This window comes from Enterobacter sp. BIDMC 30 (genome assembly GCF_000534355.1).
Lineage (GTDB): Bacteria > Pseudomonadota > Gammaproteobacteria > Enterobacterales > Enterobacteriaceae > Enterobacter > Enterobacter ludwigii.
This window is the reverse complement of record NZ_KI973169.1, coordinates 2,486,023-2,501,517: the sequence shown is the minus strand read 5'-3', so window position 1 is coordinate 2,501,517 and position 15,495 is coordinate 2,486,023. Positions and strand designations below refer to the sequence as shown.

The 15,495-nt window shown below is 55.1% G+C and carries 14 protein-coding genes; 5 read left to right on the top strand and 9 right to left on the bottom strand.

Annotated elements, in window-relative coordinates; translation table 11 throughout:
• Positions 1-49: 49 nt before the first annotated feature.
• The 8 genes from L466_RS0122515 to L466_RS10495 form a co-directional block, all read right to left on the bottom strand.
• A complete protein-coding gene (locus tag L466_RS0122515; protein ID WP_032670341.1) occupies positions 50-223 on the bottom strand; it encodes a GhoT/OrtT family toxin in 174 nt (57 codons plus the stop codon).
• 155 nt (positions 224-378) lie between these two features.
• Positions 379-1,803 (bottom strand): aminobutyraldehyde dehydrogenase, encoded by a 1,425-nt coding sequence (gene patD, locus L466_RS10465; protein ID WP_032680928.1) that lies wholly within the window; start codon positions 1,801-1,803, stop codon positions 379-381.
• Positions 1,804-1,827: 24 nt separating this feature from the next.
• Positions 1,828-2,634 (bottom strand): ABC transporter permease, encoded by an 807-nt coding sequence (locus L466_RS10470; protein WP_032680927.1) that lies wholly within the window; start codon positions 2,632-2,634, stop codon positions 1,828-1,830.
• The gene (locus tag L466_RS10475; protein WP_175392646.1) at positions 2,624-3,526 is read right to left on the bottom strand and encodes an ABC transporter permease; all 903 of its coding nucleotides are present in this window, start codon (positions 3,524-3,526) and stop codon (positions 2,624-2,626) included. The genes L466_RS10470 and L466_RS10475 overlap by 11 nt, the downstream gene beginning before the upstream one ends.
• Positions 3,527-3,569: 43 nt before the next feature.
• Entirely contained in the window at positions 3,570-4,583 is a 1,014-nt protein-coding gene (locus L466_RS10480; protein WP_020884017.1) for an ABC transporter ATP-binding protein, read from the bottom strand.
• A 15-nt stretch (positions 4,584-4,598) separates the two neighbouring features.
• Entirely contained in the window at positions 4,599-5,744 is a 1,146-nt protein-coding gene (gene ydcS / locus L466_RS10485; protein ID WP_020884016.1) for a putative ABC transporter substrate-binding protein YdcS, read from the bottom strand.
• Between the two features lie 273 nt (positions 5,745-6,017).
• Positions 6,018-7,427: an aminotransferase-like domain-containing protein gene (locus L466_RS10490; RefSeq protein ID WP_032680925.1), complete on the bottom strand. Its 1,410-nt coding sequence runs from the start codon at positions 7,425-7,427 to the stop codon at positions 6,018-6,020.
• A gap of 82 nt (positions 7,428-7,509) precedes the next feature.
• On the bottom strand, positions 7,510-7,698 hold the full coding sequence (locus L466_RS10495; RefSeq protein WP_020884014.1) for a cold shock small protein YmcF: 189 nt from the start codon (positions 7,696-7,698) through the stop codon (positions 7,510-7,512).
• Positions 7,699-8,092: 394 nt separating this feature from the next.
• Between L466_RS10495 and L466_RS10500 the strand changes: the two genes are divergently transcribed.
• The 4 genes from L466_RS10500 (at position 8,093) to hslJ (ending at position 11,195) form a co-directional block, all read left to right on the top strand.
• A complete protein-coding gene (locus L466_RS10500) occupies positions 8,093-9,493 on the top strand; it encodes a cytochrome ubiquinol oxidase subunit I (RefSeq protein WP_032680924.1) in 1,401 nt (466 codons plus the stop codon).
• Positions 9,493-10,503: a cytochrome d ubiquinol oxidase subunit II gene (gene cydB / locus L466_RS10505; protein WP_032680923.1), complete on the top strand. Its 1,011-nt coding sequence runs from the start codon at positions 9,493-9,495 to the stop codon at positions 10,501-10,503. Before L466_RS10500 ends, cydB begins: the two co-directional genes overlap by 1 nt.
• Positions 10,503-10,631, top strand: coding sequence for a DUF2474 domain-containing protein (locus L466_RS10510; protein WP_014170274.1), 129 nt, complete (start codon positions 10,503-10,505; stop codon positions 10,629-10,631). The genes cydB and L466_RS10510 overlap by 1 nt, the downstream gene beginning before the upstream one ends.
• Positions 10,632-10,757: 126 nt before the next feature.
• Positions 10,758-11,195 (top strand): heat shock protein HslJ, encoded by a 438-nt coding sequence (hslJ, locus tag L466_RS10515; protein WP_014170275.1) that lies wholly within the window; start codon positions 10,758-10,760, stop codon positions 11,193-11,195.
• On the opposite strand, the gene L466_RS10520 is transcribed toward hslJ, so the two are convergent.
• The gene (locus L466_RS10520; RefSeq protein WP_014170276.1) at positions 11,196-11,462 is read right to left on the bottom strand and encodes a putative hemolysin; all 267 of its coding nucleotides are present in this window, start codon (positions 11,460-11,462) and stop codon (positions 11,196-11,198) included.
• Positions 11,463-11,737: 275 nt separating this feature from the next.
• Between L466_RS10520 and nifJ the strand changes: the two genes are divergently transcribed.
• Complete coding sequence (gene nifJ / locus L466_RS10525; protein WP_032680922.1) at positions 11,738-15,262, top strand: pyruvate:ferredoxin (flavodoxin) oxidoreductase; 3,525 nt, start codon at positions 11,738-11,740, stop codon at positions 15,260-15,262.
• Positions 15,263-15,495 lie beyond the last annotated feature (233 nt).

Here is a 15,495-nt window from a genome sequence, read left to right as displayed (position 1 = left end):
TCTTCGTGTCTGGAATGCTATGTTCATCTTTTAAAACGGGAAGCGTGCTTCAGAAAAGCGAGATCAACAGCGCAACGGGAAAGCTCATTGGCCAGGTTGACCCCACCAGAAAAGCACTGAGCAGTCGGATACGTTTGCGGTCTTTAGAGAGGAACCAGGTAATTAATGCACAGACAGAAGCCATGATTGCGTAAAAAACCAACATCTTTTGATACAACGTCATTCTGTTTACCAGAGCCGAAAAAATAACCGCACGCAATATGCGTCATATGTTGATACAGATCAAGTTTTTTCGTTACAGAATAACCATTTGAATACTATGGATAATGTACTGAAAGGAGAGAATGCCCGGCGCTGAATGCGACCGGGCATGGGGGCTTAGTGCTTTATCATCACGTGGCGAACAACGGTATAATCTTCAAGGCCGTACACCGACATATCTTTGCCGTAGCCGGATAACTTCATCCCGCCGTGCGGCATTTCGCTCACCAGCATAAAATGGGTATTAACCCAGGTGCAGCCGTACTGCAGACGCGCGCTCATCCGGTGGGCACGCCCTACATCGCGGGTCCAGACCGATGACGCCAGGCCGTACTGCGAATCGTTCGCCCATGCCAGCACCTGCGCTTCGTCATCAAACTCGGTGACACTTACAACCGGGCCAAACACTTCACGCTGAACGATAGCATCGTCCTGTTTTGCCCCTGCCAGAAGGGTTGGCTGGAAATAGTAGCCTGCCCCCTCTTTTTTGCTGCCGCCGGTCACCACGCGAATATGGCTCAGGGCTTTAGCCTCATCAACCGCCTTACAGACGCGTGAAAGATGGGCTTCGGAACTGAGCGGGCCCAGCTCGGTGGTTTCCTCCTCCGGCGCGCCCATCTTCAGGCTCGCCACCGCGGCACCCAGTTTTTCCACCAGCGCGGCATAAACGCCTTTCTGCGCATAAATACGACAGGCTGCCGTACAATCCTGCCCCGCATTGTAGAAACCGAAAGTACGTACCCCTTCAACAACCGCATCAAGATCGGCGTCGTCGAAAACGATAACCGGAGCTTTGCCGCCCAGCTCCATATGGGTGCGTTTAATCGAGGACGCCGTGTGTCCAATAATATGTTCGCCGGTGGCAATAGAACCGGTGAGCGACACCATACGCACCTTTTCGTGGCCGGTCAGCGGATCGCCGACCGTTTTTCCGCGGCCAAACAGAACGTTCAGAACGCCTGCCGGGAAGATGTTTTTCGCCAGTTCCGCCAGCTTGAGGGCCGTCAGTGGGGTAATCTCCGAAGGTTTGATCACCACACAGTTACCCGCGGCCAGCGCGGGTGCCAGCTTCCATGCCGCCATCATCAGCGGATAGTTCCATGGCGCAATGGAGGCGACCACGCCCACCGGATCGCGGCGTATCATCGATGTGTGACCGTCAAGATATTCGCCGGCGGCCAGCCCGTTCAGGCAGCGGGCGGCGCCGGCAAAGAAGCGGAAAACGTCGACCACAGCCGGAATTTCATCTCCCAACGCACAGTGCAGTGGCTTACCGCAATTGAGCGATTCGAGACGGGCAAATTCTTCGCCGTGGGCTTCAATCACGTCAGCCAGCTTCAGCAGACACTCGGCACGCGTTTTAGGCGTGGTTTGTCCCCATTCAATGAATGCGCGATCGGCGGCCTGGACCGCCGCGTCGACCTGCGCTTCTGACGCTTCAGCAATCTCCAGAAGTACCTCTCCGGTGGCAGGGTTATAGACCGGCTGTTTTTCCCCGTCCCCGGCGACCAGTTCACCATTTATCAGCAGTTGTGTTTGCATAGCATTGTCCTGTTGAAATCAATGTTATTTCCCGCTTCCGGCACTGTTTTCGCCGTCGCGGGTTAGCCACCAGGCTCCCAGAATGGGTAGGGTTGTGACCAGCATCACCAGCAGTGCAACGACGTTGGTGACCGGCACGTCGCGCGGACGCCCGAGCTGATTAAGCAACCACAGCGGTAACGTGCGCTCGTGTCCCGCGGTAAATGTTGTGACGATGATTTCGTCAAACGAGAGTGCAAACGCCAGCATCCCCCCGGCCAGCAACGCCGAACCGAGATTCGGCAGGACCACGTAACGGAAGGTTTGCCAGCCGTCGGCCCCCAAATCCATTGACGCCTCGACCAGACTCCAGGAGGTGCGTCTGAAACGGGCAATCACGTTGTTAAACACCACCACCACGCAGAACGTGGCGTGACCGACCACGATGGTGAAAAAACCCGGCTCAAGGTCAATGGTTTTAAATGCCGTCAACAGCGCCAGACCGGTGATAATCCCCGGTAACGCAATCGGCAACAGCAGCAACAGCGAGATCGCATTTTTGCCAAAAAACGCGCTTCGCCACAGCGCTGCTGCAGCAAGCGTGCCAAGCACCAGCGCGATAGCCGTCGACAGCGCAGCGATTTGAAGTGACAACGTCACTGATTCAATGATATCGCCACGCCCTGCTGCCACGGTGAACCACTTCAAGGTCAACCCCTGTGGCGGAAAACTGAACGCGGCGTCTTCGGTGTTAAAGGCGTAGGTCGCAATAATCAGCAGCGGGAAATGAAGGAAGATAACGCCTCCCCAGGCTGCCACTTTCAGGAACAACGGTGCGCGTTCAGAGTGCATCGAATGCTCCCAGACGTTTCACGAACGCCAGATAAAGCGAGATGAGGACAATTGGTACCAGGGTGAAGGCCGCGGCCATGGGCATATTGCCGATAGCGCCCTGCTGGGAATAGACCATATTGCCAATAAAGTACCCCGGCGGCCCCACCAGCTGTGGAACAATGAAATCGCCCAGCGTCAGGGAAAAAGTGAAGATTGACCCTGCGGCAATGCCCGGGATTGCCAGCGGCAAAACGACGTAACGAAAAGTCTGGCGTGGTCGCGCGCCGAGATCGGCTGAAGCCTGCAGTAACGACGCGGGCAGTCGCTCCAGCGCCGCCTGTACCGGCAGGATCATAAACGGCAGCCAGATATAGACGAACACCAGAAAACGCCCCAGCCCGGAGGTGGAAAGCGTGTTTCCGCCAATGGCCGGAAGCGTAAGGATCGCGGTCAGGATCGGCTCCAGCCCCAGGTGGCTCAGAAACCACTGAGCTACCCCGTCTTTCGCCAGCAGCAGCGTCCAGGCATAGGCTTTAACAATATAGCTGGCCCACATTGGCAGCATCACGGCGATATAGAAGAACGCCTTCCACTTGCCGCGGGTGTAACGTGCCATGTACCACGCCATCGGAAACGCGAGGATAGCGCTGGCGATGGTCACCGCAATGGCCATCATCAGCGTACGCAGGATGATGTCATAGTTTGCCGGATTAAAAAGCGCCAGGATATTGGCAAACGTCAGGTCCGGCGTGACCGCCATGGTGAAATCGTCAAAGGTATAAAACCCTTGCCATAAAAGGGTGAGAAGCGATCCCAGATAAACGATGCCAAACCACATTAGCGGCGCGAGCAGCAGCAGGAACAGCCCAAGCGATGGCTTACGCCAGAACAGTGCGGTAAGGCGGCTCATGCGGCTACGGTGGGCGGGAGGCGGCGCGACATGCGTGTTCATGTCACCTCTCCTCTTGCAGGCGAACCATGGCATCACGTGACCACGACGCCATCACCGCCTGCCCCGGCGTCACGCCGCTCAGCGTTGCGGCATCGCTAAAATTGGCCTGGCTGACCAGCAGTTTTGCACCGTCAGCGAGTTTTAGCTCAAGACGCGTTGCCGCCCCCTGATACTGTACTGCCTGCACCACGCCCTCAACCTGAACCTCACCGCTCTCATTGAGGCGAATATGTTCCGGCCGTAAAGAATAGATGCCTTCCATCCCGCACACGTTGTGTGCCATACCGGCGTCAAACACGTTCGAGGTCCCGACAAAGCTCGCCACGAATGGCGTTCCTGGACGCATATAGAGATCGCGCGGGGTGTCGACTTGCTCAATGCGGCCATTATTGAAAACCGCGACCCGGTCAGACATCGACAGGGCTTCCCCCTGATCGTGAGTGACGAAAATAAAGGTGATGCCGAGCTCCTGTTGCAGCTTTTTCAGCTCGAACTGCATCTGCTCACGCAGTTTAAGATCGAGCGCGCCGAGCGGTTCATCCAGCAGTAATACCCGGGGTTCATTGACCAGCGCCCGCGCGATGGCGACACGTTGACGTTGCCCGCCGGAAAGCTGCGAAGGCTTACGCGTGACAGCAAAGCTTAGCCCCACTTTTTCCAGCGCTTGACGCGCCTGCGCATGGCGCGTTTTCTTGTCGATACCTTTGACCATGAGCCCGTACGCGACGTTATCGAGGATCGACATATGCGGGAACAACGCATAATCCTGGAACACGGTATTCACATCGCGTTCCCAGGGGGGAAGTGCGCTCGCCTCTTTACCGAAGATTTTGATTGCGCCGCCTGACAGCTGCTCAAAACCGGCTATCAGACGCAGGCAGGTAGTTTTGCCGGAGCCCGAAGGCCCCAGCATGGAGAAAAACTCTCCGTCATGAATAGCAATGGTGACCCCATCCACCGCCCGCACGTCACCGTACAGACGGGAAACGTCATTAAACTCTACTGCGTACGTCATGTTCTGCTCCTGCGATTAACGGCCGCCCATGATGGCGATGTAATCCTGTGTCCAGCGGCTGTAAGGAACGAATTTGCCGCCTTCTGCAATCGGGGTTTTCCAGAACATGATTTTGTCGAAATAGTTGTAGCCGTTCGTTTCGCAGCCTTTATCGCCGAGCAATGTGCTGGCTTTACACCCTTCCGGCACTACGGGCAGCGAGCCAAACCAGGCCGCCAGATCGCCCTGCACTTTAGGCGTCAGCGACCAGTTCATCCATTTGTAGGCGCACATTGGGTGCTTGGCCTGCGCGTGCAGCATGGTGGTGTCCGCCCAGCCGGTTACCCCTTCTTTCGGGAAAACAGTGGCGACAGGCTGGTTCTCCGCTTTCAGGGCATTGGCCTGATAGGGCCAGGCGCTGGAGGCCACTACGCCTTCATTTTTAAAGTCGCTCATCTGAACGGTGGTGTCATGCCAGTAGCGGTGGATCAGCGCATGCTGGTCACGCAATACCTTCAGTACGGCGGCATACTGTTTTTCTGTTAGCTGGTACGGGTCAGTGATACCCAGTTGCGGCTGCGTGGCTTTGACAAACAGCGCCGCATCGGCGATGTAAATCGGGCCATCATAGGCCTGCACGCGGCCCTGATTGGTTTTACCGTCAGGTAAATTCTGTTTCGTAAAGACGACGCTCCAGCTGTCCGGCGGCGTCGGGAACGTTTTGCTGTTGTACATCAGCAGGTTTGGCCCCCACTGATACGGCGTGCCGTAGACGTTGCCGCCGACGTTAAACCATTCACCTTTGACGATCCGCGGGTCGAGAGTTTTCCAGTTTGGGATAAGGTCGGGGTTAATCGGCTGAACGCGTTTCCCCATGATCAGGCGCAGTGAGGCATCGCCCGAGGCAGTGACCAGATCGTATCCGCCTTTCGCCATCAGGCTAACCATTTCATCCGAGGTGGCCGCGGTTTTAACGTTCACCGCGCAGCCAGTCTCTTTTTCGAACTGCGTGACCCAGTCATAATTTTTATCGGTTTGTCCCCGTTCGATGTACCCGGGCCAGGCAATAATATCCAGTCGTCCTTCCCCGTCGCCGATTGCCTTCGGTGGCTCTGCGGCGTGCGCTGTCATGAGGGTCATGCCGAGCGCGCACAGGCTGCTGCGGGCAAATTTTTTGCTCATAAGAATTACTCCTGTCGCAATGAAATTTAGCGGCAGCCGTGCCGTAAAAATATCTCCCTTATTAAACGTAGACCGCGCAAATGCGCCGCACCGTGCGGCTTAAAGAAATTTCATCAAGGTGTGACCGAGGGCGCATTCCCCGTTAACTGGATTATAGACAAGGAGTTAGCGTTGAGAGGCGGTATGCAGATTTCCTATGATGCGGTACTGCGGAATATTCGCCGTACCGCCATCAGGATAAGGAATGATTATTTTAGAAAGGTGCGGAGATTATTATTCGAGCATGCTGCTAATTAATTTCCCTAACTGAATCACAGCCTGTTCTTCCCGCTCCCCCCACGCCCAGGAGGTATTAAACCGGAAGAACGGTGTCCAGGCGTCAGAGGTCGAAAACATCTTACCGGGGGCAATACTAATGTGGTGCATTAGCGCTCTCTCACTCAGCAGCCCGGCGTCCAGCTGCGCCGGGAGTTCCAGCCACAAAAAATAGCCGCTGTCGTTATGATGAATTTTGACGCCTGCCGGCATATGGCGCAAAAGCGACTGCCACGCCTGCTGTTTGCGTTCGGCCAGCGTGCGGCGCAGGCGGCGAAGATGGGCGTCATAGCGTTTTGTCGCCAGGTAATCCACCAGCGCCAGCTGCATGGGTGAACTGGTCGATAAGGTGCTCATCAGCTGTAGCTGCTGAATGCGTCGCGCATGTTTACCTGCCGCCACCCAGCCGATGCGAAACCCCGCCACCAGACATTTCGAGAAGGACGAGCAGTGCAGCGTCATATCGTCACGATCCCAGGCTTTCGCTGGCAGAGGTTTCTCCCGGCCAAAATAGAGTTCGCTGTAGACATCATCTTCGATCAGGGTGACGTTGTGCCTGGCGAGAAGCGCGACCAGGTGCGCTTTTTTCTCTGCGCTGAGCGTGAAGCCGAGGGGATTTTGACTGTTGGTCATGAGCCAGCAGGCTTTGACCGGATACTCATTGAGCGCCTGCTCAAGCGCATTCAGATCGATCCCTTCGCGGACGTCCGTCGCCACCGACAGCGCTTTAAGTTTCAGGCGTTCAAGCGCCTGCAGTGCACCATAGAAACAGGGGTTTTCGACAATCACCCAGTCACCAGGCTCGGTAACGGCCTGCAGGCTAAGATTCAGGGCTTCGAGTGCCCCTGCGGTAATGACAATCTCATCCGGTGAGATATTCATTCCCTGCTGCGCATAGCGGCGGGCAATGGCGTGGCGAAGGTCAACGTTACCCGGAGGCAGGTTTTCAATTACGCTCATTGCTGTGGCGGTTTTACTGACATTGGCCAGCGAACGGTTAAGTTGCTGCAGCGGGAAAAGCCGGGGGTCGGGGAAGGCAGAAGCGAAAGGAACCACCGACGGGTCGCGGCTGGCCTGTAATACGTCGAAGATATAGGTATTGATATCTACCACTTCGTCCCGCATCACCTGGGCAGGCGGCGCAGGTTGGTGTGCGGTCGGGCGCGAGGCAACGTAATAGCCCGACTGCGGCCTGGCGACGATACGCCCCTGGCTTTCCAGCATCTGATACGCGTGGCCAACGGTCATAAAACTCATGCCGCTGCTCGCGACCTGCTCTCGCAGAGAAGGCAGCTTATCGCCCGGCAACCATACGCCAAGCTCGATCTGCGAGATAATTTGTTGCGCCAGACGCTGGTATTTTTTCATCAGATTCTCCTTATGACCGACAGTGTATATCAGCAGGAGAAAAAGAGAAGATTTTGCTAACTGTTATAGTTAGCCAGATGCATTACTTACGCAGTTCGGTGACGTTACGCTGAGCGTGGCGGGCAGCGGCCAGATGATCGAGGGTAATCATCGACGATTTGCAAAAAATGCATTTTGCACCGAACGGGTTTTTCTCAGACACATCAAAAGCTGAGGTACGGTACTGCGAACCATGGCAGCATGGGCAGCGGAAATGGATATAAGAAGTCATAGGATTCTCCTGTAAACGTAAAAACGTTAATTGCTTAATGGGCCCTTCAGGCGATAGTGGTTTGAAACAAAAACTAATCGGAGTGTAGAAAAAGACCCAAGAGAGGCTGCGGAGAGGCACAACGTGATGAGAACTGCTTTATAAAACTACGTCAGATGTTTATTTGGACTCAAACCCAGAGGGCCATTAACGCATGTTGTTGATAACAAGGCAAGCTGTTTAATGCATAAATTTCATAAAAATAATTTTTTTATTCTTTCACGCAAGCTATATCAGATGTGCAAAGCGTGATGTTTTCATGAACTGTTATAGGTAAATTTCGCTTTTCTGCGTCTGATACTGGTTATTTCGCCCCTATACCATAACAGCACACCGTTTGACATTGAGGTTGTGCATGTTTGGTTTAGATGCTTTTCACCTTGCACGGATACAGTTTGCCTTTACCGTATCCTTCCACATTATTTTCCCGGCTATTACCATCGGTCTGGCGAGTTATCTCGCAGTGCTAGAAGGCCTGTGGCTGAAAACCAAAAACCCGGTCTGGCGTTCGCTGTACCATTTCTGGTCGAAGATTTTTGCCGTTAACTTCGGTATGGGCGTGGTCTCCGGGCTGGTCATGGCCTACCAGTTTGGGACCAACTGGAGTGGGTTTTCACAATTTGCCGGCAGTATTACCGGCCCGCTCCTGACCTACGAAGTGCTTACTGCCTTCTTCCTCGAGGCAGGATTCCTCGGCGTTATGCTGTTCGGCTGGAATAAAGTCGGGCCGGGTCTGCATTTCTTTGCAACCTGTATGGTGGCACTGGGGACCATTATCTCAACCTTCTGGATCCTCTCATCAAACAGCTGGATGCAGACGCCACAGGGCTTTGAAATCGTCAACGGACAGGTGGTGCCGGTAGACTGGTTTGCCGTGGTGTTTAACCCCTCCTTCCCGTATCGCCTGCTGCATATGTCGATAGCGGCCTTCCTGAGTAGCGCCCTGTTTGTCGGCGCATCCGCAGCCTGGCATTTGCTGCGCGGAAACAACACCCCCGCCATCCGCGCGATGTTTTCCATGGCGCTGTGGATGACCCTGATTGTGGCTCCCCTTCAGGCGATGGTGGGTGATATGCACGGGTTGAACACCCTGAAGCATCAGCCCGCTAAAATAGCAGCCATTGAAGGCCACTGGGAGAACCCACCGGGTGAACCCACCCCGCTGCTGCTGTTTGGCTGGCCGGATATGGAACAGGAGCGCACCCGCTTTGGGCTGGAGATCCCGGCGCTTGGCAGCCTTATTCTGACGCACAGCCTCGACAAACAGGTTCCGGCACTGAAAGAATTTCCAAAGGAAGACCGGCCAAATTCCACCATCGTCTTCTGGTCATTCCGCATTATGGCGGGCTTAGGCATGCTGATGCTGTTGCTTGGGGTAACGGCGCTCTGGTTACGTTATAAAAAGCGCGTGTACGCTTCGCGTCCCTTCCTGTGGTTTGCCCTCCTGATGGGACCCACCGGGCTGATTGCCATCCTGGCCGGATGGGTCACTACCGAAGTGGGCCGCCAGCCGTGGGTCGTCTACGGGCTTCAGCGAACAAAGGATGCGGTTTCTGCGCATGGTGACTTGCATATGAGCGTGAGTCTGCTGGCCTTCTTCGTCGTCTACACCTCCGTATTTGGCGTGGGTTACAGCTATATGGTCCGCCTGATTAAAAAAGGACCTCAGCCTCATGAATCGTTTGCCACCGAGTCCGATGGACGTCCCGCACGCCCGCTTTCTGCCGTTACTACTGAACATAAGGAGCAACCATAATGGGTATCGATCTTTCCATTATCTGGTTTGTTATCATCGTCTTTGCCACGCTGATGTATATCGTGATGGATGGTTTTGATCTGGGGATAGGTATCCTGTTCCCGGCTACGCCTGATGCCGACGATCGCGATGTGATGGTGAACAGCGTTGCGCCGGTCTGGGACGGCAATGAAACCTGGCTGGTGCTCGGCGGTGCAGCGCTGTTTGGCGCGTTTCCGCTGGCCTATGCGGTCATTATTGATGCCCTCACTATTCCGCTGACGTTAATGCTGATCGGACTTATTTTCCGGGGCGTGGCATTTGAGTTTCGTTTTAAAGCCACGCCGGCACACCGCCCTTTCTGGGATAAAGCGTTTATCGGCGGTTCGATCCTGGCGACCTTTACCCAGGGCATGACGGTGGGCGCGGTGATTAACGGCTTTAGCGTCACCGGGCGTGCCTACAGTGGCGGACCGTTCGACTGGTTGACCGTTTTTAACCTGTTCTGCGGCGCAGGTCTGGTGGTGGCCTACGCGCTGTTAGGCTCGACATGGCTGGTGTTGAAAAGCGAAAACGCGCTGCAACAGCGAATGCGACGGGTATCCAGAACGCTCCTGATCCTGCTTCTGGTATTCATTGCAGTAATCAGCCTCTGGACCCCACTGGCGCAGCCGGCCATCGCCGCGCGCTGGTTTACCCTGCCGAATCTCTTCTTCCTGCTGCCCGTGCCGGTGCTGGTGGTGATCCTGAGCCTGTGTCAGTGGCGTTGCCTGAATAACCCAGAGAGCCATCATCTGCCGTTTATCCTGACGTTAGGGCTGATTTTTCTCGGCTTTAGCGGACTTGGGATCAGCATCTGGCCGCACATTATTCCCCCGTCAATCACGCTCTGGCAGGCGGCGGCTCCGACACAAAGTCAGGGCTTTATGCTGGTGGGCGCGTTGTTGATCATTCCCGTGATTCTGGTCTACACCTTCTGGAGTTACTACGTGTTTCGCGGAAAAGTACAGCATGGAGAGGGTTATCACTGATGCAACAACCTTTCTGGAAAAGAGTCATGTGGCTGGCCATTATCTGGGGCGGCAGCGTACTGGCACTGGCGGCGGTCAGTATGCTCTTTCGCATGTTAATGACGGCCGCAGGGTTTAAGTCGCACTGATCGTATTGCGGGCAACGCCAACGTTGCCCGGTACCCGCCCGCACTTTCAGATAAACCCCATTAACGCACGGCAGAGTATCGTTACACTGAAAAAAGATTCACAGTATCTATCGTCTGAGAAGAAAAATGAAAAAGCTCATTGCGTTAAGTGTTATCAGTCTTGTCCTCACCGGGTGCGTTAATCCTGGTAAAGCCTCCGTTCAGCCGGACCAACTTAAGAGCCACCGTTTTGTGCTGGAGAATGTGGACGGGAAAGCCGTTAAGGCCACGACAACGCAACCAGAGATCAGCTTCAAAGCCCTGTCTGATATCAGTCTGGTTAATAACATTAGCGTTTCCGGCGTGATGTGTAACACGTTTAACGGACAGGGGAAATTGTCCGAAGGTGAGCTCAAGGTCAAAACGCTCGCCATGACGCGCAAGCTCTGTACCGAACCACAGTTGAACGAACTGGATCAGGCCATTGGCGACATGCTGCGCAAAGGGGCGCAGGTCGACCTGACTGAAGACCAGTTAACGCTGGCGACAGCCGATAAAACGCTGATGTTTAAGCGTGCGGAGTAATCAGTAGTTTCCGCAGGATCCTACGGCAAGCGACTGTTCACTGCAGCGTTTGCCGTTTGGCAATGCGCACATCCCGATAGCTGAGCCGTCAAGCTGGCGGGCAACAGACAGCGAGCCGCCAATCATCGCGCAGTTGGCTTGTCCGGAGCTGGACATCGCCGCTTTCATTCCCGGCGTTACGTGTGCCGCCGTTGCCTGCTGAACAGGTTCACTGCTGCATGCCGATAATAATAACGCGGCACACCCGACCCAAAATGCTGAACGCATGCTCTCTCTCCCCCATTAATAATGCGAAACCTATGCATAATAGGCATCACATGCCGTGTCGTCGAGAGCGAAAGTGCGTATTTATGCGCTCCTGAAACAATTTCTCGCAATTTTTTCGCCAAAAGATTGATCTACTCATTGATGGCGAGAATACCGAGGACACAAAAGCGAAAATCGTAAAATCCGACCTTTGCTAAACTAAGGGAATAATATTCAAAGCCCGTTGTGTTTTTTTTCGGGCTCCTTTTTTTTGCGCAATGTAAGGGTGTTGTCCTATGCAAACTATTGACGGTAATGGTGCAGTCGCGTCCGTCGCGTTTCGCACCAGTGAAGTTATCGCCATCTACCCAATTACGCCAAGTTCTACGATGGCCGAACAGGCCGATGCCTGGGCGGGCAACGGACTGAAAAACGTCTGGGGCGACGTCCCAAGAGTCGTGGAAATGCAGTCTGAGGCTGGCGCTATCGCGACCGTCCACGGGGCGCTGCAGACCGGTGCTTTGTCGACGTCATTCACCTCGTCGCAGGGATTATTGTTGATGATCCCGACGCTCTATAAACTGGCAGGACAACTCACCCCGTTTGTGCTTCACGTTGCCGCACGAACCGTTGCGACACACGCCCTCTCCATCTTTGGCGATCACTCAGACGTAATGGCCGTCCGCCAGACCGGTTGCGCCATGCTGTGCGCCAGCAGCGTTCAGGAAGCACAGGACTTCGCGTTAATTTCGCATATGGCGACGCTGAAGAGTCGCGTGCCCTTTATTCATTTCTTTGATGGTTTTCGTACCTCTCACGAAATCAATAAAATTGTTCCGCTGGCTGACGACACCCTCCTCAATCTTCTGCCGCAGGCGGATATCGACGCGCATCGTGCCCGTGCGCTGAACCCGGAACACCCGGTGATCCGCGGGACATCGGCCAACCCGGATACCTATTTCCAGTCCCGGGAAGCAACAAACCCGTGGTACAACGCCGTTTATGATCACGTTGAGCAGGCGATGGATGATTTTGCCGCGGCCACCGGACGGCAATACAAACCGTTTGAATACTACGGTCATCCGCAGGCGGAACGGGTCATTGTGCTCATGGGGTCAGCCATTGGCACCTGTGAAGAGGTGGTGGATGAACTGCTGACCCATGGTGAAAAAATCGGTGTGCTCAAAGTGCGGCTCTACCGACCGTTTTCCGCGCGACATTTGCTCTCCGCCCTGCCGGAAAGCGCGCGCACCGTGGCGGTGCTCGATCGCACTAAAGAGCCTGGCGCCCACGCAGAACCTCTGTATCTGGACGTCATGTCCGCGCTGGCTGAAGCGTTTAATTGCGGTGAGCGCGAAACACTGCCGCGCGTGATCGGGGGTCGCTATGGGTTGTCCTCCAAAGAGTTTGGCCCGGACTGTGTGCTGGCGGTGTTTAATGAGCTGAGCGAGGCTAAACCAAAACCGCGCTTTACCGTCGGTATTTATGATGACGTGACCAACCTCTCTCTGCCCCTGCCGGAAAACACGCTGCCTTCCACCGCAAAACTTGAGGTGCTGTTTTATGGACTGGGCAGCGACGGTAGCGTCTCCGCGACCAAGAACAACATTAAGATCATCGGGAACTCCACGTCGTGGTATGCCCAGGGGTATTTTGTCTACGACTCCAAAAAAGCAGGCGGGCTGACCGTTTCCCATCTGCGCGTCAGCGAGCACCCTATCCGCTCGGCGTACCTTATCTCGCAGGCTGATTTTGTGGGCTGTCACCAGCTGCAGTTCATCGATAAGTACCAGATGGCAGAGCGCCTGAAACCGGGCGGTATTTTCCTGCTCAATACGCCATACAGCGTGGATGAAGTCTGGTCGCGGCTGCCACAGGAAGTGCAGGCGGTGCTGAACCAGAAAAAAGCCCGCTTCTACGTCATTAACGCTGCAAAAATTGCCCGCGAGTGTGGCCTTGCCGCGCGAATCAACACCGTGATGCAAATGGCCTTCTTCCACCTGACGCAGATCCTGCCGGGAGACAGCGCGCTAATGGAACTGCAGGGGGCGATTGCCAAAAGCTACAGCAGTAAAGGTCAGGAGCTGGTCGAGCGTAACTGGCAGGCGCTGGCGCTGGCGCGCGAGTCTTTATTTGAAGTACCGCTGCAAGCGGTTGATCCGTCCAGCCCGAACCGTCCACCGGTGGTTTCTGACGCGGCACCGGATTTCGTGAAAACCGTGACGGCAGCCATGCTGGCCGGGCTGGGTGATGCCCTTCCCGTCTCCGCGCTGCCACCCGATGGCACCTGGCCGATGGGCACCACGCGCTGGGAAAAACGCAACATCGCCGAAGAAATCCCCATCTGGAAAGAGGAGCTGTGTACCCAGTGCAACCACTGCGTAGCAGCCTGCCCGCACTCGGCCATTCGTGCCAAAGTGGTCTCCCCGGAAGCGATGGAAGACGCCCCGGCCAGCCTGCATTCACTTGATGTGAAATCCCGTGATATGCGCGGACGGAAGTATGTTCTGCAGGTCGCTCCGGAAGATTGCACCGGATGTAATCTGTGCGTTGAGGTCTGTCCGGCGAAAGATCGTCAGGATCCGGACATCAAAGCCATCAATATGATGTCGCGCCTCGAGCATGTCGAAGAAGAGAAGGTAAATTATGACTTCTTCCTGAACCTGCCGGAGATCGACCGCAGCACGCTGGAGCGTATTGATATTCGTACCTCGCAGCTCATTACTCCGCTGTTCGAATATTCAGGCGCCTGCTCCGGCTGCGGTGAAACGCCGTATATCAAGCTGCTCACGCAACTGTACGGCGACAGAATGTTGATCGCTAACGCCACGGGCTGTTCATCAATCTATGGCGGTAATCTGCCTTCCACGCCGTACACCACCGATGCCCATGGCCGCGGTCCGGCATGGGCGAACTCGTTGTTTGAGGATAACGCCGAGTTTGGTCTGGGCTTCCGTCTGACCGTTGACCAGCACCGCGCACGCGTGATGCGGTTACTGGAACAGTTTGTCGGCCACATCCCGGCGGAGCTGAATGAGGCGTTGCACGCCGATGCAACGCCAGAACGTCGTCGTGAGCAGGTTGCGGAACTGCGCAACGCTCTGCAGGGCGTAGAAGGTGCCGGGCAGCTGTTGACCGACGCTGACGCGCTGGTGGAAAAATCAATCTGGCTGATTGGCGGTGACGGCTGGGCGTATGACATCGGCTTTGGCGGGCTGGATCACGTGTTAAGCCTTACCGAAAACGTCAACATTCTGGTTCTGGATACGCAGTGCTATTCCAACACCGGTGGCCAGGCGTCAAAAGCTACTCCGCTTGGCGCAGTAACTAAATTTGGTGAACACGGCAAGCGCAAGGCGCGTAAAGATCTCGGCGTCAGCATGATGATGTACGGCCACGTGTATGTCGCGCAAATCTCGCTGGGCGCGCAGCTGAACCAGACGGTGAAAGCCATTCAGGAAGCGGAAGCCTACCCGGGTCCGTCGCTGATCATTGCCTACAGTCCGTGTGAAGAGCATGGCTACGACCTGGCACTCAGCCACGATCAGATGCGCCAGCTGACCGCAACCGGCTTCTGGCCGCTCTACCGGTTCGACCCGCGCCGCGCCGATGAAGGTAAATTGCCTCTGGCGCTGGATTCACGCCCGCCTTCCGATGCGCTGGCCGAAACGTTAATGCAGGAACAGCGCTTCCGTCGCCTCAACGCACAACAACCAGAGGTGGCCGAGCAGTTGTGGAAAGATGCCGCCGCCGATCTGCAAAAACGGTATGATTTCCTGGCGCAAATGGCCGGAAAAGCGGAAAAACCCACCCGCGACTGACTCTCCCTCTGCCCGGCTTGTCCGGGCATTTTTTTGCCATAAAAAAAGCCCGATGTATTCACACCGGGCGAGTCCAGATAATTAATGAATATCACGTTAATTCACTAAATGACATTCACATAAATTATGGATGAAAAATCTTAAAGGCATATAACGCCGCTGAGGTTATCTGATTTAATGGGCAATTAATAATTTTTATTTAATATGATTAGCTTTAAATCATTCATAAAACC